This is a genomic window from Terrimonas alba (assembly GCF_042434975.1).
Lineage (GTDB): Bacteria > Bacteroidota > Bacteroidia > Chitinophagales > Chitinophagaceae > Terrimonas_B > Terrimonas_B alba.
The window spans coordinates 496,131-518,841 of the sequence record NZ_JBHMQM010000002.1 but is presented as its reverse complement, the minus strand read 5'-3'; the positions used below and the strand labels follow the sequence as shown (position 1 = coordinate 518,841).

Genomic DNA, 22,711 nt, shown 5'->3' with positions numbered 1-22,711 from the left:
GTTGATAACGTTGTTTTTATTTTGATAGGTTATTTACGATCAGGTTATACTGTTCCTGCTGCCCTTTGTGCCTGCGGCTAAGAGCTTCCGCTTCTTTTGTAAGGCGAATCATTTCATCATATAAGCTTACCACTGCTTTGGCTACCTGTGGCTCCGTATAAGAACCATCCAGCACATTCGCATTTTTTGATTTTCCCCAGGGATAGGCGCCGATGAAATCATTGAATTCACCAAAGGCGATTTTGGTTCTTGCTTTCAGGCTGGTCCATAAAATAGTACGGGTTGCCGCTTCCTTCTTATGCAGCCGGTACAGCACCGCAGCTTTAAATTTATCAAGCTGTGACAAACCAACTTTTATATGGCCCTCTCCCATTACTTGTAGAGGCAATGCATCATATTGTTTTTTGTACCAGTTCTCAATGCCGGCATAAAGTCCATAATAAAAATCATTGGCGAGCTTTGTTCCTTCGGAGTAAGGAACGGCGGCTTGCTGCATTTGTTGAAGGCATTTACCCAGCAGCAATTGAATGGCGGCGCTGTTATTCGTTTCATTTCTTTCCCGCATCGATTGTTCAAAAGCAGCATCATCTCTTTTCACCGTCTTATTGCTCATATATTTTTTCAGCTCTGCTTCTTTCTGCGCCTCGGTCATCTTGTTATATTTCTGTTGGTATTCTTTATCGGTCATCAGGCGTTGCATCATCGCATTCATTCCTTCGTCAGGCACGCCACTGTAAGCCGCTGTGTTGGGCATCGCACCCGGTTGTATTTTTTTAGCGGCCGCTTTTCTTTCTGCTTTACTCATATTCATCACTGCATCGACGCCACCCATCTGCATCACCACGGCGTTTTTATTGGTCATATTTTTGGCATCCTGCATCATGCTGGCCTGGTCGGTCCTTTGCTGGCCCAGGTGCTGCTGCTCCATATCGCCCAACTGCTTTTTCATCATTTCCACCTTATCAATATAGTTTTGATATTTGTCGAAATTGGTTTGTACAGCTTCCGGCAGGGATGGAACAGGCGCCGGTATTTCTTCCCAAATGGGAAACAGGTTCATTTCACCGGGCTTATGATTGTAGCCGGGTTGATAGTTTTTCTTAAACTGTGCCTCTTCTTTTTCGTTGTTGGCAATCCATGTTTTCAGTTTTACCATCATTTCATCTATAGCTTGTTCCAGTATTTTTTCCATTTCTTTTTCCGCGGCTCTTTTCACTTGTATCTCCCTGAATTTGGCCAGCATGCCATCCAAAGCTTCATCGGGTATGGCAGATCGTTGTTGTGAGAAAGATGAAGTGGCAAATACCATACATGCCACTGCAACAACAAATATTTTCTTCATACAAACTGTTTTTTTGATTGAGGCTCAAAACTATTCTCCATTAAAAAAAACAGTGAGCGCAGTTGTGATGAAATGAAGTTTTCTATGAGTGAATTGATTTTCCTGAGGGCAAAAGTCAGTCTACAAAAGGGGACTTTTTTATTAAAACTGCCTGCAGTAGAGTATGTAGAAAAAACTTGCTTATATTTGAAATAGAGCTTTTCCACCTCAATAACAAGCCAAACCTTCTTCTATGTCTTCACAAAACTCTACGCATTTGAAGATTATTCAAATGCTCAAATCTGACAATTTTTATATTGAATGCCCCTGTTGCAACAAAGAAGTGCCATTAAAGACCATGCAATTATTTGACAACAACAACTTCAGTAATGAGGCCTTAGAAATTTATACTGCGCAATTAGAAGCAATCAAAGAAAAAAAGCAGTACTTAAAAAAGTTAAAGGAAGTTGGGACAACAAAATCAGAACGGGGGGCTCTATCAATAAATATAGGTTTTATACTAGAAAGATTGGCTCCCACAATGGGTTCCTTTCGTTTTAGTCATAACGATTGCAGATCATTATTTGATCCAATAGATTATATAATATTTGAAGGTCTTTCTAATAATGGAAAAGTGAATAAAGTCTTTTTTGTTGACATAAAAACGGGAAATGCAAGATTGACAAAAAGACAAAAAGAAATTAAATCCGTTATCGCCAATAAAAATGTAAACTTCAAAATATTTTAACTATGCAAAAACAGGTTCTTGAGTTTTACTCAGCATTAAGGCAAATTTTTGGAGTTTGCCCTGAGTGTGACGAAATAATTAGATTAAGCGATGGAAAGCTTTATCAAAAGCAAAAACCCGAAAATGATTGGAAAGAAAATATTGATAGAGAAATTTACAAACTTGAGTTATTAGAAGAAAAAATAGAAGAAAAGATTAAAACCGCACGTGAAGCAGCAAGAGAAGCAGGAAGGAAAGCAGCAAAAAAAATTATTAGAAAGATTGATCCAATCTTTCATCCGTTAGGTTTGGATTGTAATGACTGCAAGGTTATTTTTCATCCTGTTGACTTTGTAGTTTTCAAAGGGATGAATAGTACCTCGGGTGATTGCTCAATCAAAGAATTACTGCTATTAGATAAGAATAGCAAAAATGGTGAATCTCTTTCAGTTCAAAAAAGTATTGAAAAAGCAATTCACAATGAAAACTATGAATGGTTGACTTTAAGAATCGAAAATAACGGCAATATTGTCGAGGAATAATATTTTTAAACCGATGTCCAAACCACATTCACCCAATCAAGCGGTAAATCAATTAGGAGATCAGCTATCATCTGAAAAAAGAAAACTTAGTTTTTTCTTTGGTGCGGGTACTTCAATGTCTGTAGGATTACCTGGAGTTTTTGCATTAACATCAAAAGTCATTGATGATATTGACGCAAAATATAAGGATAAGCTAATCAAGTTAAAAAATCTGTGCAGCTCTTCGAACATCGAAGTAATACTAAACAAACTGCGAACGATACGGGAATTAATAGATGATAGCGAGACAGAATCTTATCATGATATAACGGGAAAAACATTTGCCCAAGAATTCGACCTCGCAATTTGTAGTACTATAGCAACTCTTGTTGCCAAAACTGCAGCCACGTCAATAGACCCACATCTAAATTTTGCAAACTGGCTTTTTAAGTATCAAATAAATCGACTTAGTCCAGTGGAATTATTTACTACAAACTATGACCTGTTATTAGAAGAAGCCTTTGAGGAAAGAAAAATTCCATATTTTGATGGCTTCGTAGGTACAATCAACCCTTTTCTTGTACCTGAATGCATAGATGCTGAGAATACAAAACAATACGACCATGTTTATGTACCCCCAAGCTGGTTAAGGCACTGGAAAATTCATGGTTCCGTTAATTGGTTTCTTTACAAGGATGGTGGAGCAAAAAAAAGAATTACAAGAAATACTAGTCGAAAAATTATCCCGGGTGATGAACTAATGATTTTCCCTTCAAGACAGAAATATGATGAATCCAGAAGATTACCTTTTTTATTATTTCAGGATAGACTTAGAAAATTTTTGTCACAAGGAGAAGTATTATTAATTATAAACGGATACAGTTTTAACGATGAGCATATAAATGAAATAATATTTCAAGCCTTGAGAGCAAACAAAAGATTAGCTGTAACAGCACTAATGTTTGGTGACTTTGTCGATAACTCTTCTGGCGGTCCAAAAATTAGAAAAATAGATGAAAAAATCCTTAAGTATGGATTAGAATATCCAAATCTAACAATCCTCGGCCCAGATAAGGCATGCGTTGGTGGCAATATTTCCACCTGGTTATTCGATGGCACACCAACATCTGATGATATTTTTTGGATCGATACTGAAAAAATATTTGATCTGGGAGACTTTGTGACTTTTACTAACTACTTAAAAGTACAATTCCATCATGCGTAGTGACGTAACTTTTTTAGGAACTGTTATAAGAGTAGTGGGCTCAAAAGTATTTATTGAACTTAGTGAAGCTCTCCCATCGTCGACACCGATCATCAGTGGAAAAATATATAAAATAGGTCAGGTCGGATCTTTTGTAAAAATCCCTATGGGTACTTTAAGTGCATTTGGTATCGTTACTATGGTTGGCGCGAATCCTTATAAAACAACAGATGAACATGCTGAGCAATTTCCTTATGGCAATCGTTGGTTAGAAATTCAATTAATTGGCGAAGCTACTGGTGAAAAAGATTTTCAAAGAGGAATTAGCGTTTATCCTACAATTGATGACGAGGTGCATATTGTCACGGATCAAGATTTAGTTCTTATTTATGCCACTAGCAGTCCGACTGCAATAAAAATCGGAACTCTTGCATCCTCAGAGGATTTATCGGCTTATATCGACATTGATAAATTATTGACTCGCCATGGAGCTATTTTAGGTTCTACTGGTTCAGGAAAGTCAAATACAGTATCGGCTATTTTAAAAGCAATTACAGCAGGCCTTTTTCCAAAAGCGAAAATAATCTTAATTGATCCGCACAGTGAATACCGCTCAGCGTTAAAAGATTATGCAAAAGTGTTTTCATTAGAGGACGAAACGAACCCATTACAAATTCCATTTTGGGGTTTATCTTATTTAGAGTTAGCTCTCATTCTTTTTGATAAAAAACAAGCTGCGGATTCCCCACAGGATACAGCAGTGAAAGAAAGGATATTTGAATATAAAAAAGAAATTATTGACAAATTAAAAACCGGTGCACTTTCGCCTGAGCAAATAACTGTAGATTCCCCGATACCATTCGATATAAAGAACCTTTGGTTCACTCTTTATGAAGAAGAATTCGCTGTGGTAAATACAAGAGGAGACTTGTCTACGGCCGTGTACAAAACCGACAATCAGAGTCAGCCAATAAAAGGTGATAAGAGCAAATTACTTCCGCCAGAATATGTCCCCCCCGGTCTTGGAACGTCTGCGCCCTTTAGATTTAAAGACCAGAAAATTCTTTCTTCATACATTCATCAGTTAGGAGGTAAAGTAAGAGATAACAAATTGAGTTTTTTGTTCGATGTGGATGAGTTTGATGGTATCAATAAAGACCTTGGAGATTTATTAAATATTTGGTTGAACCATGACAAACCAATAACAATACTTGACTTGGGAGGAATTCCTTTTGATATAATGGATTTAGTTGTTGGATTAATATCAAGAATATTATTTGAAAGTATGTTTTGGGGAAGAAATATTGAAGGCATAGGAAGGCAGCGACCTGTTTTATTAGTCTTTGAAGAAGCTCATTCATATTTGCCTAAAGGAGGCAGTAATCAAACAGTTTCCGGATATGCCAGCAAGGCTGTAAGAAGAATTTGTAAGGAAGGGAGAAAGTATGGTGTAGGTGCCTTAGTGATTAGTCAGCGTCCTTCAGATTTGGATGAAACAATTTTATCGCAGTGCGGTACTTTTATTACTCTAAGACTTTCGAATAGCCAGGATCAAAGTATTGTTGGAGCTGCAATGCCTGACAATTTAGGAAGTTTATCCGATTTACTTCCGTCATTAAGAACTGGCGAAGCCATAATCGTTGGAGAATCAGTTAAAGTTCCAAGTAGAGTCAGATTGCCGTTAATTGTTCCAAGACCTGATAGTGGCGATCCTGAACCATCAGAACAATGGAAAATTACTGAACCAGAAAACCCTAATTTTAATCTTGCCATAAATAATTGGCGTAAACAAAAAATACCTAAAACTTAGCTTATGGAAATGATTCCTGTTTCATCCAGCAATCTATCTGCTGTAGGGTACGATTATGATACATCAACTCTTCGTATCGAATTTTTAAAAAGTGGTACTTATATATACCAAGGGGTACCTGCAGAAGTCTATGAAGGATTACTAGCAGCTGGTAGCAAAGGACAATATTTTGACCAGTTTATAAAAAAAGGTGGTTACCCTTATTTTAAAGAATAAGATTATAGCTGGCTTGGTTCTTGAAATACATTCAGGAAAAGAAAAGATGGAAAATCTATCTTTAATTCCTGAACAGGAAAGGTATCACTATATAAGGTGCGTGCTTTGTAATCATTACTTTGATTGTAGAGATTTATCCCAAGTTTTTGATCACATTCATGAAAATATGCCCCAGCCTGTATTCACGTCTTCAAAAAAAATTGACGAGCCCATTGAGTATATAAAGGGCAAGCTTGAAGTGATTCAAAATTAACCCTCAGCTCTCGAAACTTACGGTTTCATGGTTTTTTCGCCACTGTTCCCGCCCTTGCAGGTGTTCGCCGAAAAAAGCACGCCGTGGCCGGTGTTTTCTTTCACCGGCCACTCGAACTAAAGACTATCTTCTTCCTTCCCGAGTGTCCCGCCCACTTTTATAGTAGGGCGATGTGTCAGATAGCCTTGTGCGTCGCTTTGTGGCACACGCTATATTATGGAAATGTAGATGAGTAACTGGCGAAAACAATTCTCAGCGTACATAGTTTTTTGTTTCAATTAGTATTGATAAATAGTTAGATTTGGAACAATAAACGTCAGTACAGGCACTGGGGTGCATAAGAATTACCGGGCAAAAAAAAGAATCATGCTGTACAGCTACGAAGAGCATTTAGTTAATGAATAGTTCTGCGTAATAATTAACTTAGCGATAGTCTATTTTATGCTGATTAAATGCTTATGCCTGCAGATACATATGTAATAACCGAAAGAACCATTAAGGAACCACCGGTTTCTTTTCTTAAAAGATTAAAATTTCTCGGACCCGGATTTATTCTTTCAGCTTCCATTGTAGGTTCAGGTGAATTGATTGCTACCACAACATTAGGAGCAAGAGCAGGATTTATTGCTTTCTGGATCATCATTGTCAGTTGTCTTGTAAAAGTGGCAGTACAATTGGAGTTTGGAAAAAGAGCCATATTAACCGGGCAAACAGCTATGTGCTCATTTAATAAACTGCCCGGTCCACGCCCCTCGAAAGGCAACTGGGTTGTTTGGACCGTGTTCATATTGATATCGCTTAAAATAATACAGATAGGCGGCATACTCGGTGGGACTGCTATTGTATTACGTATGCTTTTTCCTTTTGTTCCTGTCTATGCATGGGCTTTCTTTATCGGCCTCATAACTTCAGCCATGATATACAAAGGTTACTATAGTGTAATAGAAAAGGTATCGCTGCTGATGATCGCTGGATTTACCATTGCTACTATTACCGCTGTTTTTATGCTGCAGTTTACATCGTTTAGTTTTTCATGGGCTGATATAGCCGAAGGGTTTCAATTTGAATTACCTCCCGCCATCGTAGCTGTTGCCTTTGGCGCTTTTGGTATTACAGGAGTCGGCGCCGATGAAATTATTGCATACAATTATTGGTGCATTGAAAAAGGATATGCCGCTTATACAGGCCCTCGAAATGACAGTCCTGAATGGAAACATAGAGCCCGTGGCTGGATCAGCATAATGTATCTTGATGCCGCTATCGCCATGATCATCTACACAATAGTAACAGCAGCCTTTTATTTACTCGGTGCAGCAGTACTTCATGGTAGTGCCATTATTCCGGAAGGGAACGGTGTGATAGAAACACTAGCACTTATCTACACACAATCATTAGGGCCTGGAGCCAAGACACTATACCTGGCCGGCGCTTTCTTTGTCTTATTCTCCAGTGTATTTGCTTCGCTGGCGGCATGGACAAGAGTATTTCCGGATATATTCGGGCAAATGGGCTGGATCAATTTTTTCGATATTCAACAACGTAAGAAAGTGGTAAGTTGGCTTGCATGGATAATACCCATGCTATGGGCTATAATGTATCTTTTTATCAAGCTGCCGGTGATCATGATTATATCCGGCGGTATCATAGGTTCCGTTTTGCTTTTTGTTATTGTATTCACAGCTATATCGTTTCGCAATAAGAGAGCGCAATTTTTTCCTTCGGGCATTTTGTACAATATCGCTTTTGCGATCAGCGTACTATCCATAATCACTATTGGTGTGTATGGCTTAGTACAGTTTTTTTCAAAATAAATTTTTATACATCTTACACAACAAAATTATTTCTTCCGCCCTGGGAGGTGTGCACGCCGTGGTCGGTGTTTTTCTTCACCGACCACACGATCTAAAGACTATCTTGCTAAATTAGCCATACCATTAAAATCAAACCTACATGAGCTTTACTGAAACTGAAATACTCAAACAATTAGATCTCACTTTTTCGCCTCTGTTGGTGTTTCCAAACTGTAGGCCGCCTTTGTTGTGTGTTGCGCCCGGCTTTTGTGCCAGGCTGAGCACCAACAAAGCTGGTATAGGACACTCAAACTCATTTATTACATCAATCCCGATAGTAAGAAAGCCCCAATTATCTATTCCTGTTTCATAAAATAATGCAGATGAATAATTGTATTCTTCCGGCAATTGACATAGGCCAGCTTTTACCGGAGTCCAATGCAGGTAATTCAATTTTTGCCGGAATACTTTATCAGTTCTCAACTCTATACTTAATGCATTGCGCTCCCAAAACTGGTATTCCCTGTCCTTAGCATCTACTTTAAAACTTGCCATCACCTGCGGATGATTTTTTTCTAAATCATTCTTAATACGTTGAGCTGTATATTTCAAAAAATCCCGTTGCACGGCTTCCGGATCCATATCAGGCTGCATCTGCCATATTAAATGCACGTGGTTGTCCATTATAATAAAAGCAAATAAGGTTATCCTTTTATGTTGTACTAAAAACCGCAGGCTATTTATAATAATGTTCTTATATTTTTCAGGCTGCAATAACTTTTTCCACTCCAGATTGGTAGCAGTGAAGAATTGAGGATATTCAGTTACAAAGGATGGCATGGTCGTTGGCGGGGTAAAGATATTAGTTTCCTTATTTCGGTTGTTGGTGCCCCCCTTCACACATCCCCCATGCGCAACACACAACAACGGCCGCCTATGTTTTCGAAAAAGCAATGCCTTCGTGTGTTAGCCATTGACCCGGCGGCAAAGCTGAAAAAAATATCATGAAGGAGAAACGCCGACACGGCGTAAATGCAGTACAGTTCATATATTTATACCTATATGCATATTTTTATTTACACCTCATGCATATTTTGATAATCATCTAAATTTTGAAAATGAAAACAACAAGGCATCTTTGCCTCTTCATTTTTTTATTGGCGGTGCTGCACTTTCGTTCTTTCGCCACCTGGTCGATTATCGTGATCGATCCCAAAACAAAAGAGATAGGAATAGCCGGCGCTTCCTGCACGATGAGCGTTTATGGCATCGGCGCCATCGTTCCCGGCAAGGGCGCCATAGTGGTGCAGGCCATGAGCAATGGAATAGCAAGATTACAGGGATTCAGAATGATCATGGACGGCGCCACACCGGCCGCCATCCTGGAAGAAATCAGGAAACCGAATTACAATCCTGAACAACAGCAGTATGCCATTCTTTGTATGAATGACATCAAACATCCCGCAACCTATACGGGTACAGAAGCCACACCACACAAAGGCACGTTGACAGGCAATGGCATTTCCGTGCAGGGTAACACGCTGACCCATCCCGAAGAATTGCAGGCGATTTTCGATGCGGCTGTAAAAGCGCAGAAAGATTCGCTGCCTATCCAGGATATATTGATGCTGGCATTGGAAGCAGGTGCAAAATCCGGCGGCGACAAACGATGCGGGGAACGAAAAGCATCCAGCGCTTTTGTAACCGTTTCTAAGCCTGGCGACGTTGAAACGCACTGGCTAAACCTGGTTATTTACGGAAACGATGACCATACCAATGCAGTGGAAGCGCTGCGTCAAAAATTCGATGACTGGAAATCCAAAGAAAAATCTGCTAGCAAGAGTCCATAACCCCGATCTTCAATCTCACGAACCGGAATCAATTAATTTCATTGCATGTAAGAATACATATGACTATAAATATTCTTCTGCCTGGTACTATGAGTTGAACGAAAAAAACTTCTCCTTTTTAAAAGATTTATGGGAAGTGTTTTAGTTTGCTGGTTCGTGGGACACGAACTAAGGCTACGGAAAATATTAATCCGCCATTTCCTTTTTCAAACTATTCAGCAAGACATCGAACCTTACCCAATAAATATTACAGTCTTGCTCACCTGTACCTCTGGTATAAAACAGGTATTTTCCATCTGGTGAAACATATTGGCCGAAACGATGAGCCAGGCCATCATTTATCTTTGGACCCAAGCTTCGGGGGGATGACCAGGATTCGTCAGCCTTTCTGAAACTTATCCAAAGTTCACTTTCATAAGTAGGAGTCTCTTTGGCTGATATGATAATGTATGATTCATCTGGTGCTATAAAAAAATCACCATCGAAGGCCGGAGTATTGATGGCTGTTCCGAGGCTGCTGATAATTGTATCTGTCCCGGCAATGGTCATTTTACAGAAATCGTAGGTACTCCAGTCGCTTTTGCTGCCCTGGATACCATTGCTGCCCAAATAAAATGTACCGCTGTTCGCTTCCTGAAAATTGTAAAGCCCGTAGTTTTTTTCCAGCCAGAATTGTGGCTTTGACCAGCCCTGGCCCATTTTGTTTAATACCCATACCTGGCCACCCCCTGCGCCGAGATACAATTTTGTTTCATCAGGCGAAAATGCGGGATTGGTGATTTTTTCGGCTATCACATTTGGTTTCTGCCATTTCTTTCCGTCAAAACGGATTTCTTTGGTGCCTGAGCCATTGTCATCAAACCAATGCCTTGCAAAGGAGTAATAAAATGACTTGCCGTCTCCGGAGAAAGCTACTTTTCCAAGGACTATCCCCGAATCAGCAAGCATACCGGGAGCAAAAATTTTTGGAGTATTCCCCGGAGACGTTTGTCCCAGGTAAGCAGCTTTACTACTCAAAAAACTTTTTTGAGCACAGGAGCTTACTATAAGGTGCATAGAGAGAATAAATATAAGGCAGGCATTTACTAATTTCAATTGAGGAAACTTTTCCATTTTTGATTTTTTTTGGGTGAGATCGTAAAGTTGAAAAACACTTTAAATAATGTAAATTCATCGCTTGTTCAAGGCTATTCAAGTTTGTTCAAGCGTAAAACCTGTTTAATAAATGCCGGATGAAACGTTTTATATTGAAAAATGCCGCAAGCTGATTGAAGAAAAATTGGCCTGGGGAAGCAGTGAAACCTGGCAAAGCACCGATTTCGAAAATTTAAGCGAGAGAATTTTTGAAGAAACTAATTCCATGATCAGCAGCAGTACCCTGAAAAGAATTTGGGGAAAGGTCCGGTACGACAGTAAACCCAATATGGCTACCCTAAATGTTTTAGCCCAATTTATAGGATACGAAAATTGGAGAGCCTTTACTTCTGCCGGTTCTCAGGCTGTAAAAGAAAAAGAAGATGTAAAAGTTACAGAAACAAAACCTGCTTTAAAATTTTCTGTAAAGTGGTTGCTAACAGGTGCGGTCGTTATCGTTTTAAGTATTGTTCTTCTTTCTTTATTTCAAAAAAATGATCATCATCTAAAGATTGGTAATGTGTCATTTTCCAGCAAGCCGGTTACATCGGGTGTGCCGAATACCGTCATTTTCAAATATGATGCAACAGATTCTAACGCTGATTCTGTGTTTATTCAGCAAAGCTGGGATGCAAGGCTGCGGTTTAAAGTAGATAAACAATTACATGAGTATGCCAGTACCTATTATATGCCCGGTTACTATAAAGCTAAATTAGTATTAAACGATTCGATAGTTAGACAGCACGATGTATATATTGAAACAGGCGGCTGGATTGGACTTATTGAAACGAAACCTATACCCGTTTATTTGCCAAAATCTGTTTATGAAAATAAACAGCAAATGGGCATTACAGAAAAAATATTGGCTGATCAGAACATTGATTTTAGAAAAGAACCACCCATTTTTACACTTACTAAGGTTGATAAAGACATTGACTTGCCAGGTGACAATTTTATAATAGATGCAGAATTGCAGAATACTTTTAATGATAACAGCAACGGAATTTGCAGGGAAACACATATCTCTGTTTTAGGAACAGAAGGACTGATTGACATTCCTCTTTGCAAAAGCGGTTGTGTCGGGGCGATTGGCATCATGTTAGGGATGAAATATATTAGTGGCAAAACGGCAAATTTATCGGGGCTGGGTGTAGATTTTGACAAACCGGCGAAAGTGCATTGCGAAACCAAAGATGGGCGAATTAAAATAGTTGTGAATGGTAAGATAGGGTATGAAGGTGAGTTCAGGCAAAATATTGGGCGTATTGTTGGTTTCCGGATTACGTTTATGGGAACCGGTGTGTTAAATAGTTTTGATTGGAAAAAATCCTAAAGGATAGTTTCATTGTTCCGCCTTTGTTGGTGTTGCGCCCGGCTTTGGCATGGGCTATCACCAACAAAGCTTGTATAGACAACAGTCTTTACTTGTTACATCAATCGCAATAAATAAGAAATGGGTTTCCTCATTTCGGTCGTTGGCGTCCGCCTTCGCACATACCCATGCTCAACACACAACAATGGCCGCCTCCTTTTTCAAAAGACCAGCAAAGGGCTGATATTATGAATTGGGCAAGTATGGAACTTCTTTTAAACCGGTAAAACCCGACCGATTACTAAAGGATGGTGATACCATCCTGCTGGGCAATATGCAACTGGTGATGCTGCATCATCCCGGACATACGAAAGGCTCCTGCAGTTATTTGTTTACAGTTACCGATGAGCAGCAATCTTACAGGGTGCTGATCGCCAACCTGCCGACGATCGTTACAGAAGAACGATTTGAAAGTATTGCCACTTATCCCGGCATAGCCGCGGATTATGCTTACACATTTAAAGCAATGAAAAATATCTCTTTCGACATATGGCTTGCATCCCATGCCAGCCAGTTTAAACTGCATGATAAACATCAGCCCGGAGATGCATACAATCCTGCTGCCTTTAAAGACCGGCCCGGGTATGATAGAGCCCTAAGCGATTTGCAAAAGCAATATGAGGAGAAGATTGTATCCAACCGTGGTTCCCACTAAACTATCTTCAATGGCTAAAACATTTTCCGCCTGGCGAGATAAAGATATTGGTTTCCTCATTCCGGTTGTTGGTGTCCGCCTTCGCACATACCCATGCTCAACACACAACAACGGCTATCTGTGTTTCCGAAAGACCAGCAAAGGCTAAACACTAACAGCGGCGTAAAAAGATAAAGCTGACTATTTAGGGAACGCCGCTGCCTCGTTGCGTGTCTCCACGCAACGAAACTTTCGTTGTTAATACTGGTGCGTGAGACACGCACCACGGCAATAGGAATTATCGAACCATGAAGTGTGCGACGCAACAGACGATGCCAGTAGTACAAAAGCCGGCCACATAAATATCTTCGTCGCTGCCTCCTGGCTACCTGACATCATTCATCTATTTGCCTGGGAATGTTTTACTTTCATTTTTGTAAATTACAATCACATAAAAACCTTAATCATGGTTTTAACTATTAATGGTGTAAAGCACGAAGTAACGGTGGATCCCGATACCGACTTATTGACCGTATTACGTGACACGATTGGCTTAACCGGAACCAAATATGGTTGCGGCGAAGGAGCTTGCGGCGCCTGTACGGTACTGGTAAATGGTAATCCTTCACCATCCTGCATTACACCTGTCAATTCCATTGCCGGCAAAGAGATCACCACCATTGAAGGTCTCGAAATAAATGGAAAGCTTCATGCTGTGCAGGAAGCGTTTTTGGCGGTAGATGGTTTTCAATGTTCCTATTGTGCTTCGGGCATGATCATGTCGGCCGTGGCACTGCTGAAGAATAATCCTTCCCCTTCGGAAGATGCCATTATAAAAGCCATGAACAGGAATATCTGCCGTTGCGGAACCTATCCCTATATTATCAAAGCCATTCAACTGGCTTCCAAATCTTAAATACATGACGATGGAAAATCCGGATCATTTATCTCATCCGTTTGAGCCAACCAAAGATGAACTACCACCTGCACCACGCTTTTCCTTTTCACTGGACCGGCGTAAATTTCTTCAACTCACCGGTGGAGGTTTAGTCGTTGCGTTTGTATGGCAGGATATATTTTCCGCTAAGAACAAAACTTTATTACACGAATCCTCGCCTGACCCGGTAAGCGGAGTAGACGCATGGATACACATTGGCAAAGACGGAAAAGTGACCGTGTACACAGGTAAAGTGGAAGTGGGACAAAACATACGGACATCTTTGTCTCAATTGGTGGCGGAAGAACTGATGGTGCCTCTCTCCTCTGTTATTATGATCATGGGTGATACGGACCTGGTGCCTTATGATAGGGGTACTTATGGCAGCCTCACCACGCCGCAAATGGGTCCGCAATTGCGTAAAGCTGCGGCAACTGCCCGCGAAGCCATGATAGAAATGGCGGCAAAAAACTGGAACACTCCCGCTGCTAATTTAAAAGCAGCAAACGGGATGATCATTGATACCGCTGCCAATAAAAAAATAGGATATGGTGAATTAACAAAGGGTCAGCAATTGCTGATGCCCGTTTCAGAAAAAGTTCAATTGATCGCGGCAAAGGATTGGAAGGTCGCAGGAAAGACGGTGCCCAGGGTAAATGGACGGACTTTTATCACCGGTAAACATGTATATGTCTCGGATATGAAGTTGCCGGGTATGCTGTATGGTAAAGTATTGCGGGCTCCTTCTTACGTAGCAAAATTGCTGGAAGCGGATACTACAAAAGCAAGCAGTATACCGGGTGTAACGGTAGTAAAGGATGGAAATTTTGTTGGCGTAACAGCACCGGATGTAAAAACTGCGGGAAAGGCATTGCAGTCCATTAATGCCAAATGGGAAGAACGAAAAGGGCAACCATCGAATGAAAACATATTTGACTGGCTCGTTCAGGATGCGGTCCGTACCGATGGCGGCAGAAACCCGGGTGACCTTAAAGGAGATATAGAACGCGGATTAAAAGAAGCTGACTTCAAACATTCCAAAACATATAACATCCACTATATCGCACATGTACCACTGGAGCCAAGAGCAGCGGTGGCAGAGTGGGTTGATGGAAAGCTGACTGTATGGACCGGTACGCAGCGTCCCTTTGGTGTTCAGCAGGAACTGGCTGAGGTTTTTAAAATGAATAAAGAAAAAGTGCGGGTAATAATGCCCGACACCGGATCGGGGTATGGAGGAAAACACAGCGGTGAAGCGGCTATTGAAGCTGCACGTCTTGCAAAAGAAGTAAAGAAGCCGGTCAAACTGGTCTGGTCAAGAGAAGAAGAATTTGCCTGGGCTTATTTCAGACCGGGTGGCGTTATTGAAGTAAATGCCGGCGTTAAGAAAGATGGCACCATCACTGGTTGGAAATTTATTAACTACAATTCCGGCGGCGCCGGGCTCGATACGCAATACAAAATCAGTAACCAGCAAATAAAACATCTTCCTGCCGATTCGCCATTAAAACAAGGCTCCTACCGTGGGTTGGCGGCAACGGCGAATGTGTTTGCAAGGGAATGTCATATGACCGACCTGGCAAGATTGATTAAAATGGACCAGCTTGCCTTCCGGGTAAAAAATTTAGAAGACGATCGTTTTATCGCAGTGCTGCAAACTGCCGCTGATGCGTTTGGCTGGAACGGCTCCAAAACCCGCGGGCATGGATACGGTATAGCAGGAGGTTTTGAAAAAGGCGGTTACGTAGGTTGTTGCGCCGAAGTAATGATCAATAAGGATAAAGAAGTAAAGGTGGTTCGCATCACGCAGGCATTTGATTGCGGCGCTATCATTCATCCGAAACATTTGGAAAACCAGGTGATGGGTTCCATTGTGCAGGGCCTTGGCGGCGCTTTATTTGAAGCGATTCATTTTGCCAATGGCAAAATCCTTAACGCAGGTCTTTCCGCTTACAGGGTTCCCCGCTTTAGTGATATGCCAAAAATTGAAATCGTTTTAATCGACCGGAAAGACAGGCCATCCGCCGGCGCTGGCGAAGCATGTATCGTTGGCATTGCTCCTGCCATCCGCAACGCCATCGTGGATGCCACAGGTATAGCTTTGAATACTTTGCCCATGTTGCCAAAGGGAGTATTGGTTTAAACTTCGTTAGCAGCCGGGGTAAAAGACCTGGTCAATAATTATCTTTTCTGATTTCCTGGCCATCCAGCTTGTGCCTGTTTAATTATTTCCAGGCCTGACTGATTACGGCGCTCATTGGAGCAATCATGGGTGCGGCTCCAAATTTTTCAGCGAGTTCTTTTTCTACTTTAATTTTTATCTCGTCTATCCAGGCAGGATTGCATTTTTTGATCTCCTTATAAATGAGTCCTCCTTCTACAAGGCCGTATGTCGCATCTTTTGCAGTTGGACTGACGGAAAAATGTTTTACTTTTTCAATTGATATTTTTGAAAAGCCAGCATCCTGCAGTAATCGTCTTAGGAAGGCTTCATCACTCATCGAGGTCGCCAGATTATAAGACTCAGGCAACGGCTCTTCCAAATATTGCTTTGCTATAGATCTGGAAACATAGGACGCGGCATTATGCTCCAACGCATCCCAGGTTGTAATTAAAAACATGCCTCCTGGTTTTAAAACGCGATATGCCTCGGCAAATGCCTTCGGCTTATCCGGAACGAACATATAACCAAAGCAACAAACAACCAGGTCGATATTATTGTCGCAAATAGGGAGTTGTTGTGCATCGATATTTTGCCAGTCAATATTAAGATGGCCTAATTTCTTCTTTGCTTCCGCCAACATTTCCTCGCTAATATCCGAAGCGATTAGTTTTGCTGAGGGTTGAATACGCTCCCGAATATGGCGGGTAACCCGGCCCGTTCCTGCAGCAATTTCCAGTGCAATAGCAACCGGGGCTGGATCAATTCGTTTTGCCACTTCTATGGCATATGGTTCAAAAAATAAGGGGCCAAGAAATTGATCATAATGAGTGGCAATTTCTCCGGAGAAGTCAGCGGAAGGAACTTTAGCCGAAGTATCATTCATAATTTATTGTATTTATATTTTAAGAAACGGCGCACCGTTTAATTTCCCGTAAAGATACCCTTTCGCTTCTGTTGGTATTCCCATTACTGTAGGCCGTCTTTGTTGTGTGTTGCGCCCGGCTTTTGTGCCAGGCTGAGCACCAACAAAGCTGGTAAAAGATATTGTCTTACAAAATAGCATTTCATATTTGGTTTTATTCCCTTCGGCAATAATTTATGTGTATTGGTCAATTGATTATAGTGGATAGAATAGAAACGAATAGTTTTGATCACTAAACAATAAACAGGTCAATTATGAAATTTATAGTAAAGCTGATTTGCGTTGTCCTTTTAACGACGGATTTACACGCACAGATTTCGAATGGTACCGAAGAAGAAATGAAATCATTGGGTAAACACATCGCAGCGTTGACTGAAGCGTTCGCTAAAGGGGATGCAGCAGCAGTCGCCAGGTTGCATCACCCGAACATCGTAAAATGCTTTGGGGGCAATAACGTAGTCACTGGTCGCGACGCCCTGCAGAAAGGGGCTGAATCCTGGTTTAAAAATGCAACTATTGAATTTGTTGAAAACATAGTGGAAAGCACTTTTTTTAACGGGGAAACGGTGATCCAAACCTGCATCTTTTCAATAAAGAATACACCAAAAAACGGTGGTAAACCGGAAATCTCAAGGGGACGAGCCATGGTAATATATATACGCGACAAGGATAGTCCCACCGGGTGGTTATCGCTGCGCGAAATGACACAGGCTGCTCCAGAGAAGAAGTAAATCCTTTATCTCCCCAATCTTCTCTTTTAATTACTTTTAATTGTAATTAAAAGTTTTCGCCGGTGGTTGGTTTTTTTTCCAATGAAAGTACTTCATCATCAGTTAGCTGAATATTCGGGAACAATCAACTCCGTCATTAATTTTCCTTCCCTTAATAAACCAATGTGCACAGGAATTCCAATCGTTTCTTCTGTCAGGTGTTTAAATAAGCCGTCAATTGTTTCAACTGTTTTGTCATTGAACTTTACAATGATGTCCCCATATCGTATCCTGCGATGGTTCAGCGCATTTATCTTCATCACTTCAAAAACAAAAACACCGGTTTTATTAGTGATCCTGTTAAACTCTCTCATCCGGTTGCTCAACTGCACTGTCTGGCCGGCAATACCGATCAGGGCTCTTGTTACTTTCCCTTTCATAATAATTTGCCCGGCTATATAACCCGCCAGGTTGGATGATACCGCAAAACAAATTCCCTGTGCTGAAGAAATAATGGCTGTATTTACACCTATCACATGACCTCCTGAATTTAACAATGGTCCTCCCGAATTACCGGGATTTAGTGCAGCATCTGTTTGTATCACATCATCAATCAATCTTCCATTGGCAGCCCGCAGGCTTCTGCCTACAGCGCTTACCACCCCGGCTGTAACAGTTTGCTGCAAGCCATAAGGATTTCCAATAGCAATAGCGATTTGACCGGGCCTGATGGCATCCGAATCTGCAAATGATAAAGATCTGAAGCTTTTGCCATCTGCTTTAAGAACAGCTATATCAGTTGAAGCGTCGCTTCCCTTTAGTTCTGCTTTCAAAACATTGCCGTCATCAAGTGTTACATAAAGTTCCCTGGCCTTATCAACAACATGATGATTACTGATAATATAGCCATCAGAGGAAATGATAAAACCGGAACCCATGGATTCATTTTTATCCGCCCGTCTTTTGTTTTCTGTTTTATCACCGACATTTTTTATATGCACTACTGAAGGTGCAATCCGTGTGTAAACATTACCAATAGTTTCCGAATAGGCATCTAAAAGCTGCACATCTGTATTTATTGTTTCTAACATACCGGTATTAGCTCAATGCCTGTACCGTCTTAAAAAAGCTGACAAATTGGAAATGTTTAACAAAATAATCAGTCATACTTAGCTCTTCTAAATTGAAAAAATGCCGGCTTGTCATTTTTCCGCGTGTGTTGGTGTGATCTTCCATTTCGGCCTTCGTTCTGCTTTTGGCCCTTATACGCTGCTTGTCATTCAGTATTGATATATAGAAAATCACAAAGCCATTTAGAGCCTGATTCGTAAATTTGATACATGGCAAAAGCTAAGAAAACAACTCCCCCAAAGCCAGTAGCCGATAAGAACGACGAAAAACTTGCCGCCAAAGGCAGGTCTGCAGACCCATCTAAGGTTATCAAAAAGAATAAAGAGGATAAGAAAAAGCCTGCCCCCTACGACTTTGAAAATGACCAGGCATTAGATGAAAGAGAATTAGGTGGTGAAGGATAATTAGCGCAACTATATACCACCTGGATTTTTAAAATTCTAGGAGAGAAAGATGGAGCCCCGGCAAAAACTTACAATGGAGTCGCTAAGCGAATTGGAATTTCCTCGACATAGCGGAAAAGAGTGAACAGATGGGTTTCGCTGGAAAAAAGCTATGCTACACCCTGGCTTCGACAACTTAGTAATGATAGCGTATCAATCATCATCATACTAATCCTCTCAAAATTTTTACGCTTTTTGCCAGCTCTTCTTTCGAAGATGATGCAAAGCCCAGTCTGACTGCATTCGTGTTGAAGTTAGGATATTGATGTACTTTTCCGTCCGACAGGTATAACCCTTTCTGGTAAGCCTTTTTCGCTAACGTGTCCAGGTTAATTGATTTTGCAAACTTCGTCCAAACCGTCATGCCACCTTCAGGAATAGTAAAGTTGACAACATCATTTAATTCTCTTTGTAACAAATCGCAAAAAAAATCACGCCTTTCTGCATATACCGTCAATGTTTTTCTAAGATAGCGTTGTATAGTACCGTCATTCAACAAGTCGGCCATTGCATTATCCAGGACATGATCGCCTTGCCGGTCTAATAAAATGCGTACCCTTGCAAGGTGTCCAATAACATTTTCCGCAGCTACTAAATATCCCATACGAAAAGCCGGGGAAAAGCTTTTGCTGAATGAACCGCAGTAAATCACCATTCCGTTTTCATCGGCGCTTGCAAGCGGTAATAATGGCCGGTGCTTATAGTGAAAATCAAAATCGTAATCATCTTCAAAAATTATAAAACCATACTCATTGGCGAGCCTTAGCAATTCCAATCTTCGGTCAATACGGAGAGATACCGTGGTAGGATAATGATGATGCGGCGTCACATACACCATTTTTACTTTTTGTTTCTTGCAGATTTTCCTCAGTTCATCCACCACCAATCCATTTTCATCCACCTTTATCCCGATATGTTTAGCTCCGGCGTGGAGAAAATTATGTTCCGCCCTTTTCCACCCGGGGATACCCGAAACGATTACATCGCCGGGGTTAATCAGTGCATTACATACAAGGTTTATGCCCATTAAGGTCCCTCTTACAGAGAGAAGATTCTTTGCCGTTGTTTTTAACCCCCTTGTTTCATTGAGATGGTTAGATAATGCTTCCCTGTAATAGCCTGGACCAGCGGGATTGCCGTAACTGCCGAATTTGTGATATACTCCGCTTCTTGTTAGTTGAGTACGGTAAGCACGATAAAATTCCTTTAATGGCGCAAGCCTGGGATCCGGGTACCCATCATCCAAATGAAGTTCTGTGATAGCAATGTCAGGGGCGTTATCCGGGTAGTTCAGCGATTGTATAACATACCCTGCTTTTTTTAATGAAGCAGGCACCAGGCCACCACCTAATATTTTGGGTTGATGGTCGGCGATATACGTGGATACGAACGTGCCCCGGCCAACAAAACTTTCTAACCAACCCTGCATTTGTAGTTCTTCGTATGCTTTGGATACGGTAATCCGGTTAATATGCAGAATAGCCGCAACATCCCGTGTGCCAGGCAGTTTTTGCCCTGAACGTAGTTTGCCATTTTTTATAAATGTCAGTATAGCATCTGTTAGCTGTAAATACACAGGTCTTTCGGCTGCATGGGCAAGATTTACGCCGGCAAAAATCTGTTTTAAAATTGGACTACCCATTTTATATAAATTGGACTATAAATGTAATCCAATTTGGGAATAGCTTTGCGATACTTATAAACGTACTATTTTATTACGGGATCAGAGGTGTAAGGTTTGCTAATTAAAAAAAGCATTTTAATCAACAGCTATACGATAAATTATCATGTACATATCCAATCATTTTCAGTTTAAGGACGATGCGGGAAAAATAGCTTTTATGAAGCAATACAGTTTTGCAACTATCATTACTATTAAAGAGAATATTCCCATTGCTACTCAGCTACCGTTTTATATAGACGATCGCTCCGATAAATTAGTTTTAAGTTCTCATTTTGCCATTGCCAACGAGCAGGCCAAATATATTGAAGCAACTACCTCTTTAGTCATATTTACAGAGCCACACGCCTATATATCGCCTGTACATTACGATAAATGGGAAAGCGTTCCTACCTGGAATTACATTGCTGTACACGCCTATGGAAAAGCAAAAATTCTTGAAGATAAAAATTCCAAAATCAAAGTCCTGGAACAGATGATAAAGTTGTATGAGCAAAATTATTTGGAACAATGGAACAGCCTTTCCGACAGGTTTAAAAAAGGAATGATGAGCGGTATTGTCGCCTTTGAATTGGAAGTAACCGACCTGCAGGGACAAAAGAAATTGAGCCAGAATAAAACCGAAACCGAAAGGCAGCGAATAATAAACCACCTGGAAAAAAGTAAAAATACAGCGGAAAAAGATATAGCAGCCTATATCAAAAATGCATCGTCCCAAAATAATCAACAGGCCTTAAATGATAAAATCTAAAAACCTATGGAAAATATAGCCATCAAAAAAGTAACGCTAAACGACATTGAGCAATTGCAAAAGATTGGCAGACAAACTTTTTACGAAACATTCTCGGCAGGAAACACCGAAGAAAATATGACAAAATATTTAGAAGAAGATTTTTCTTTAGAAAAACTGACTGCCGAATTGAATGACGAAAGTTCAGAATTTTATTTTGCTGTACTGGGTAATAATGTAATCGGTTATTTAAAACTGAATGTTGGACAATCACAAACAGAATTACAGGATGACAAAGCACTTGAAATTGAACGAATTTATGTGTTACAGGAATTTCACGGTAAAAAAGTCGGGCAGGTACTTTATGAAAAGGCAATGCAAATCGCAAAGCAGATAAATGCCCACTACGTTTGGTTAGGTGTTTGGGAAGAAAACCCCAGAGCAATCAATTTTTACAAGAAAAATGGTTTTGCAGCATTTGACAAGCACATTTTCAAATTAGGCAATGATGAGCAAACAGACATAATGATGAAACTACAATTGAAAGACAAATGAACTTCAACATACAACCCATATTAGAGAATGAAAAAGTAATCCTTTATCCTTTGCAGGAAGAGGATTTTGAGGCTTTGTATAACGTAGCGTCAGATCCCAAAATATGGGAGCAGCATCCCAATAAGGACCGCTGGAAAAGAGAAATATTCCAAATATTCTTTGACGGAGCGATACAAAGCAAAGGAGCATTTAAAATTGTAGACAAAGAGACAGGAAATATTATAGGAAGTACACGGATCTATGACTACAACGGGCAGGAAAACAGCCTATTCATAGGCTATACGTTTTACGCTACATCCTATTGGGGCAAGGGCATTAACCATTCAGTAAAAGCAACAATGTTGGATTATATTTTTCAATTCGTTTCAAAGGTTTATTTCCATATCGGGGCAAACAATATCCGTTCACAAATTGCCATTGGCCGTATTGGCGCAGAAAAAATTGCCGAACAGGAAGTGACCTATTTTGGAGAAGCACCGAAATTAAATTTTGTGTATGAAATCAGTAAAAAAAATTGGAAAAGGTAAAAAAAACAAAAGGAATGAATTGGATTGTTCATGAATCAATATCTATTTCTCAGCCGGGTCATCCGAGACACTGCGAAGC

At 40.5% G+C, this 22,711-nt stretch carries 22 protein-coding genes; 16 read left to right on the top strand and 6 right to left on the bottom strand.

The features are described 5' to 3' along the window. Window positions 1-16 precede the first annotated feature (16 nt). Window positions 17-1,342, bottom strand: coding sequence for a hypothetical protein (locus tag ACFEL9_RS07005; protein WP_385887611.1), 1,326 nt, complete (start codon window positions 1,340-1,342; stop codon window positions 17-19). A gap of 232 nt (window positions 1,343-1,574) precedes the next feature. Here ACFEL9_RS07005 and ACFEL9_RS07000 point away from each other — a divergent pair, with 232 nt between their 5' ends. The 6 genes from ACFEL9_RS07000 to ACFEL9_RS06975 all read left to right on the top strand — a co-directional run bounded on the left by ACFEL9_RS07000 (window position 1,575) and on the right by ACFEL9_RS06975 (window position 7,863). After that, window positions 1,575-2,069 carry a Holliday junction resolvase-like protein gene (locus ACFEL9_RS07000; RefSeq protein WP_385887608.1) on the top strand — a complete coding sequence of 165 codons (495 nt, stop codon included), beginning with the start codon at window positions 1,575-1,577 and terminating at the stop codon, window positions 2,067-2,069. A gap of 2 nt (window positions 2,070-2,071) precedes the next feature. Beyond that, window positions 2,072-2,590: a Holliday junction resolvase-like protein gene (locus tag ACFEL9_RS06995; RefSeq protein WP_385887605.1), complete on the top strand. Its 519-nt coding sequence runs from the start codon at window positions 2,072-2,074 to the stop codon at window positions 2,588-2,590. Window positions 2,591-2,603: 13 nt separating this feature from the next. Beyond that, window positions 2,604-3,794, top strand: a complete 1,191-nt coding sequence (locus tag ACFEL9_RS06990) for an SIR2 family NAD-dependent protein deacylase (RefSeq protein WP_385887602.1) — start codon at window positions 2,604-2,606, stop codon at window positions 3,792-3,794. Next, a complete protein-coding gene (locus ACFEL9_RS06985) occupies window positions 3,787-5,583 on the top strand; it encodes an ATP-binding protein (protein ID WP_385887600.1) in 1,797 nt (598 codons plus the stop codon). Before ACFEL9_RS06990 ends, ACFEL9_RS06985 begins: the two co-directional genes overlap by 8 nt. A gap of 3 nt (window positions 5,584-5,586) precedes the next feature. Continuing rightward, window positions 5,587-5,799, top strand: a complete 213-nt coding sequence (locus ACFEL9_RS06980) for a KTSC domain-containing protein (RefSeq protein WP_385887597.1) — start codon at window positions 5,587-5,589, stop codon at window positions 5,797-5,799. A 711-nt stretch (window positions 5,800-6,510) separates the two neighbouring features. Then, on the top strand, window positions 6,511-7,863 hold the full coding sequence (locus tag ACFEL9_RS06975) for an Nramp family divalent metal transporter (RefSeq protein ID WP_385887595.1): 1,353 nt from the start codon (window positions 6,511-6,513) through the stop codon (window positions 7,861-7,863). 135 nt (window positions 7,864-7,998) lie between these two features. Here ACFEL9_RS06975 and ACFEL9_RS06970 read toward each other — a convergent pair whose 3' ends face one another. Then, complete coding sequence (locus ACFEL9_RS06970) at window positions 7,999-8,682, bottom strand: REP-associated tyrosine transposase (RefSeq protein WP_385887592.1); 684 nt, start codon at window positions 8,680-8,682, stop codon at window positions 7,999-8,001. Window positions 8,683-8,960: 278 nt separating this feature from the next. Between ACFEL9_RS06970 and ACFEL9_RS06965 the strand changes: the two genes are divergently transcribed. Continuing rightward, window positions 8,961-9,692, top strand: a complete 732-nt coding sequence (locus ACFEL9_RS06965; protein WP_385887590.1) for a DUF1028 domain-containing protein — start codon at window positions 8,961-8,963, stop codon at window positions 9,690-9,692. A gap of 186 nt (window positions 9,693-9,878) precedes the next feature. Here the strand turns inward: ACFEL9_RS06965 and ACFEL9_RS06960 are convergent, their stop codons facing one another. Next, window positions 9,879-10,805: a hypothetical protein gene (locus ACFEL9_RS06960; RefSeq protein ID WP_385887587.1), complete on the bottom strand. Its 927-nt coding sequence runs from the start codon at window positions 10,803-10,805 to the stop codon at window positions 9,879-9,881. A gap of 112 nt (window positions 10,806-10,917) precedes the next feature. Here ACFEL9_RS06960 and ACFEL9_RS06955 point away from each other — a divergent pair, with 112 nt between their 5' ends. The 4 genes from ACFEL9_RS06955 to ACFEL9_RS06940 all read left to right on the top strand — a co-directional run bounded on the left by ACFEL9_RS06955 (window position 10,918) and on the right by ACFEL9_RS06940 (window position 15,912). Continuing rightward, on the top strand, window positions 10,918-12,159 hold the full coding sequence (locus ACFEL9_RS06955; RefSeq protein WP_385887584.1) for a hypothetical protein: 1,242 nt from the start codon (window positions 10,918-10,920) through the stop codon (window positions 12,157-12,159). 232 nt (window positions 12,160-12,391) lie between these two features. After that, entirely contained in the window at window positions 12,392-12,853 is a 462-nt protein-coding gene (locus ACFEL9_RS06950) for an MBL fold metallo-hydrolase (protein WP_385887581.1), read from the top strand. Window positions 12,854-13,298: 445 nt separating this feature from the next. Further along, window positions 13,299-13,748, top strand: a complete 450-nt coding sequence (locus ACFEL9_RS06945) for a (2Fe-2S)-binding protein (protein ID WP_385887579.1) — start codon at window positions 13,299-13,301, stop codon at window positions 13,746-13,748. Between the two features lie 4 nt (window positions 13,749-13,752). After that, entirely contained in the window at window positions 13,753-15,912 is a 2,160-nt protein-coding gene (locus tag ACFEL9_RS06940; RefSeq protein WP_385887577.1) for a xanthine dehydrogenase family protein molybdopterin-binding subunit, read from the top strand. 82 nt (window positions 15,913-15,994) lie between these two features. Here ACFEL9_RS06940 and ACFEL9_RS06935 read toward each other — a convergent pair whose 3' ends face one another. Further along, entirely contained in the window at window positions 15,995-16,816 is an 822-nt protein-coding gene (locus tag ACFEL9_RS06935; RefSeq protein WP_385887574.1) for a class I SAM-dependent methyltransferase, read from the bottom strand. Window positions 16,817-17,109: 293 nt separating this feature from the next. On the opposite strand from ACFEL9_RS06935, the gene ACFEL9_RS06930 reads away from it, so the two are divergent. Continuing rightward, a complete protein-coding gene (locus tag ACFEL9_RS06930; protein ID WP_385887571.1) occupies window positions 17,110-17,586 on the top strand; it encodes a YybH family protein in 477 nt (158 codons plus the stop codon). Window positions 17,587-17,684: 98 nt separating this feature from the next. Here ACFEL9_RS06930 and ACFEL9_RS06925 read toward each other — a convergent pair whose 3' ends face one another. Then, window positions 17,685-18,656: a S1C family serine protease gene (locus ACFEL9_RS06925; RefSeq protein WP_385887568.1), complete on the bottom strand. Its 972-nt coding sequence runs from the start codon at window positions 18,654-18,656 to the stop codon at window positions 17,685-17,687. A 249-nt stretch (window positions 18,657-18,905) separates the two neighbouring features. Between ACFEL9_RS06925 and ACFEL9_RS06920 the strand changes: the two genes are divergently transcribed. Beyond that, complete coding sequence (locus tag ACFEL9_RS06920; RefSeq protein WP_385887566.1) at window positions 18,906-19,100, top strand: hypothetical protein; 195 nt, start codon at window positions 18,906-18,908, stop codon at window positions 19,098-19,100. Between the two features lie 202 nt (window positions 19,101-19,302). Here ACFEL9_RS06920 and ACFEL9_RS06915 read toward each other — a convergent pair whose 3' ends face one another. After that, window positions 19,303-20,781 (bottom strand): aminotransferase-like domain-containing protein, encoded by a 1,479-nt coding sequence (locus tag ACFEL9_RS06915; RefSeq protein WP_385887563.1) that lies wholly within the window; start codon window positions 20,779-20,781, stop codon window positions 19,303-19,305. Window positions 20,782-20,926: 145 nt separating this feature from the next. Here ACFEL9_RS06915 and ACFEL9_RS06910 point away from each other — a divergent pair, with 145 nt between their 5' ends. Genes ACFEL9_RS06910 through ACFEL9_RS06900 form a run of 3 tightly spaced genes read left to right on the top strand, consistent with a single transcriptional unit; the run spans window position 20,927 to window position 22,632 of the window. After that, window positions 20,927-21,571: an FMN-binding negative transcriptional regulator gene (locus tag ACFEL9_RS06910; RefSeq protein ID WP_385887560.1), complete on the top strand. Its 645-nt coding sequence runs from the start codon at window positions 20,927-20,929 to the stop codon at window positions 21,569-21,571. Between the two features lie 6 nt (window positions 21,572-21,577). After that, complete coding sequence (locus ACFEL9_RS06905) at window positions 21,578-22,105, top strand: GNAT family N-acetyltransferase (RefSeq protein WP_385887558.1); 528 nt, start codon at window positions 21,578-21,580, stop codon at window positions 22,103-22,105. Then, a complete protein-coding gene (locus tag ACFEL9_RS06900; RefSeq protein WP_385887555.1) occupies window positions 22,102-22,632 on the top strand; it encodes a GNAT family N-acetyltransferase in 531 nt (176 codons plus the stop codon). The genes ACFEL9_RS06905 and ACFEL9_RS06900 overlap by 4 nt, the downstream gene beginning before the upstream one ends. Window positions 22,633-22,711 lie beyond the last annotated feature (79 nt).

Excerpts from the sequence above, each read along its gene's own strand:
- ACFEL9_RS07005 (WP_385887611.1), bottom strand. The coding sequence starts at position 1,342 with ATGAAGAAAATATTTGTTGTTGCAGTGGCATGTATGGTATTTGCCACT.
- ACFEL9_RS07000 (WP_385887608.1), top strand. The coding sequence starts at position 1,575 with ATGTCTTCACAAAACTCTACGCATTTGAAGATTATTCAAATGCTCAAA.
- ACFEL9_RS06995 (WP_385887605.1), top strand. The coding sequence starts at position 2,072 with ATGCAAAAACAGGTTCTTGAGTTTTACTCAGCATTAAGGCAAATTTTT.
- ACFEL9_RS06990 (WP_385887602.1), top strand. The coding sequence starts at position 2,604 with ATGTCCAAACCACATTCACCCAATCAAGCGGTAAATCAATTAGGAGAT.
- ACFEL9_RS06985 (WP_385887600.1), top strand. The coding sequence starts at position 3,787 with ATGCGTAGTGACGTAACTTTTTTAGGAACTGTTATAAGAGTAGTGGGC.
- ACFEL9_RS06980 (WP_385887597.1), top strand. The coding sequence starts at position 5,587 with ATGGAAATGATTCCTGTTTCATCCAGCAATCTATCTGCTGTAGGGTAC.
- ACFEL9_RS06975 (WP_385887595.1), top strand. The coding sequence starts at position 6,511 with ATGCCTGCAGATACATATGTAATAACCGAAAGAACCATTAAGGAACCA.
- ACFEL9_RS06970 (WP_385887592.1), bottom strand. The coding sequence starts at position 8,682 with ATGCCATCCTTTGTAACTGAATATCCTCAATTCTTCACTGCTACCAAT.
- ACFEL9_RS06965 (WP_385887590.1), top strand. The coding sequence starts at position 8,961 with ATGAAAACAACAAGGCATCTTTGCCTCTTCATTTTTTTATTGGCGGTG.
- ACFEL9_RS06960 (WP_385887587.1), bottom strand. The coding sequence starts at position 10,805 with ATGGAAAAGTTTCCTCAATTGAAATTAGTAAATGCCTGCCTTATATTT.
- ACFEL9_RS06955 (WP_385887584.1), top strand. The coding sequence starts at position 10,918 with ATGCCGGATGAAACGTTTTATATTGAAAAATGCCGCAAGCTGATTGAA.
- ACFEL9_RS06945 (WP_385887579.1), top strand. The coding sequence starts at position 13,299 with ATGGTTTTAACTATTAATGGTGTAAAGCACGAAGTAACGGTGGATCCC.
- ACFEL9_RS06940 (WP_385887577.1), top strand. The coding sequence starts at position 13,753 with ATGACGATGGAAAATCCGGATCATTTATCTCATCCGTTTGAGCCAACC.
- ACFEL9_RS06935 (WP_385887574.1), bottom strand. The coding sequence starts at position 16,816 with ATGAATGATACTTCGGCTAAAGTTCCTTCCGCTGACTTCTCCGGAGAA.
- ACFEL9_RS06930 (WP_385887571.1), top strand. The coding sequence starts at position 17,110 with ATGAAATTTATAGTAAAGCTGATTTGCGTTGTCCTTTTAACGACGGAT.
- ACFEL9_RS06925 (WP_385887568.1), bottom strand. The coding sequence starts at position 18,656 with ATGTTAGAAACAATAAATACAGATGTGCAGCTTTTAGATGCCTATTCG.
- ACFEL9_RS06920 (WP_385887566.1), top strand. The coding sequence starts at position 18,906 with ATGGCAAAAGCTAAGAAAACAACTCCCCCAAAGCCAGTAGCCGATAAG.
- ACFEL9_RS06915 (WP_385887563.1), bottom strand. The coding sequence starts at position 20,781 with ATGGGTAGTCCAATTTTAAAACAGATTTTTGCCGGCGTAAATCTTGCC.
- ACFEL9_RS06910 (WP_385887560.1), top strand. The coding sequence starts at position 20,927 with ATGTACATATCCAATCATTTTCAGTTTAAGGACGATGCGGGAAAAATA.
- ACFEL9_RS06905 (WP_385887558.1), top strand. The coding sequence starts at position 21,578 with ATGGAAAATATAGCCATCAAAAAAGTAACGCTAAACGACATTGAGCAA.
- ACFEL9_RS06900 (WP_385887555.1), top strand. The coding sequence starts at position 22,102 with ATGAACTTCAACATACAACCCATATTAGAGAATGAAAAAGTAATCCTT.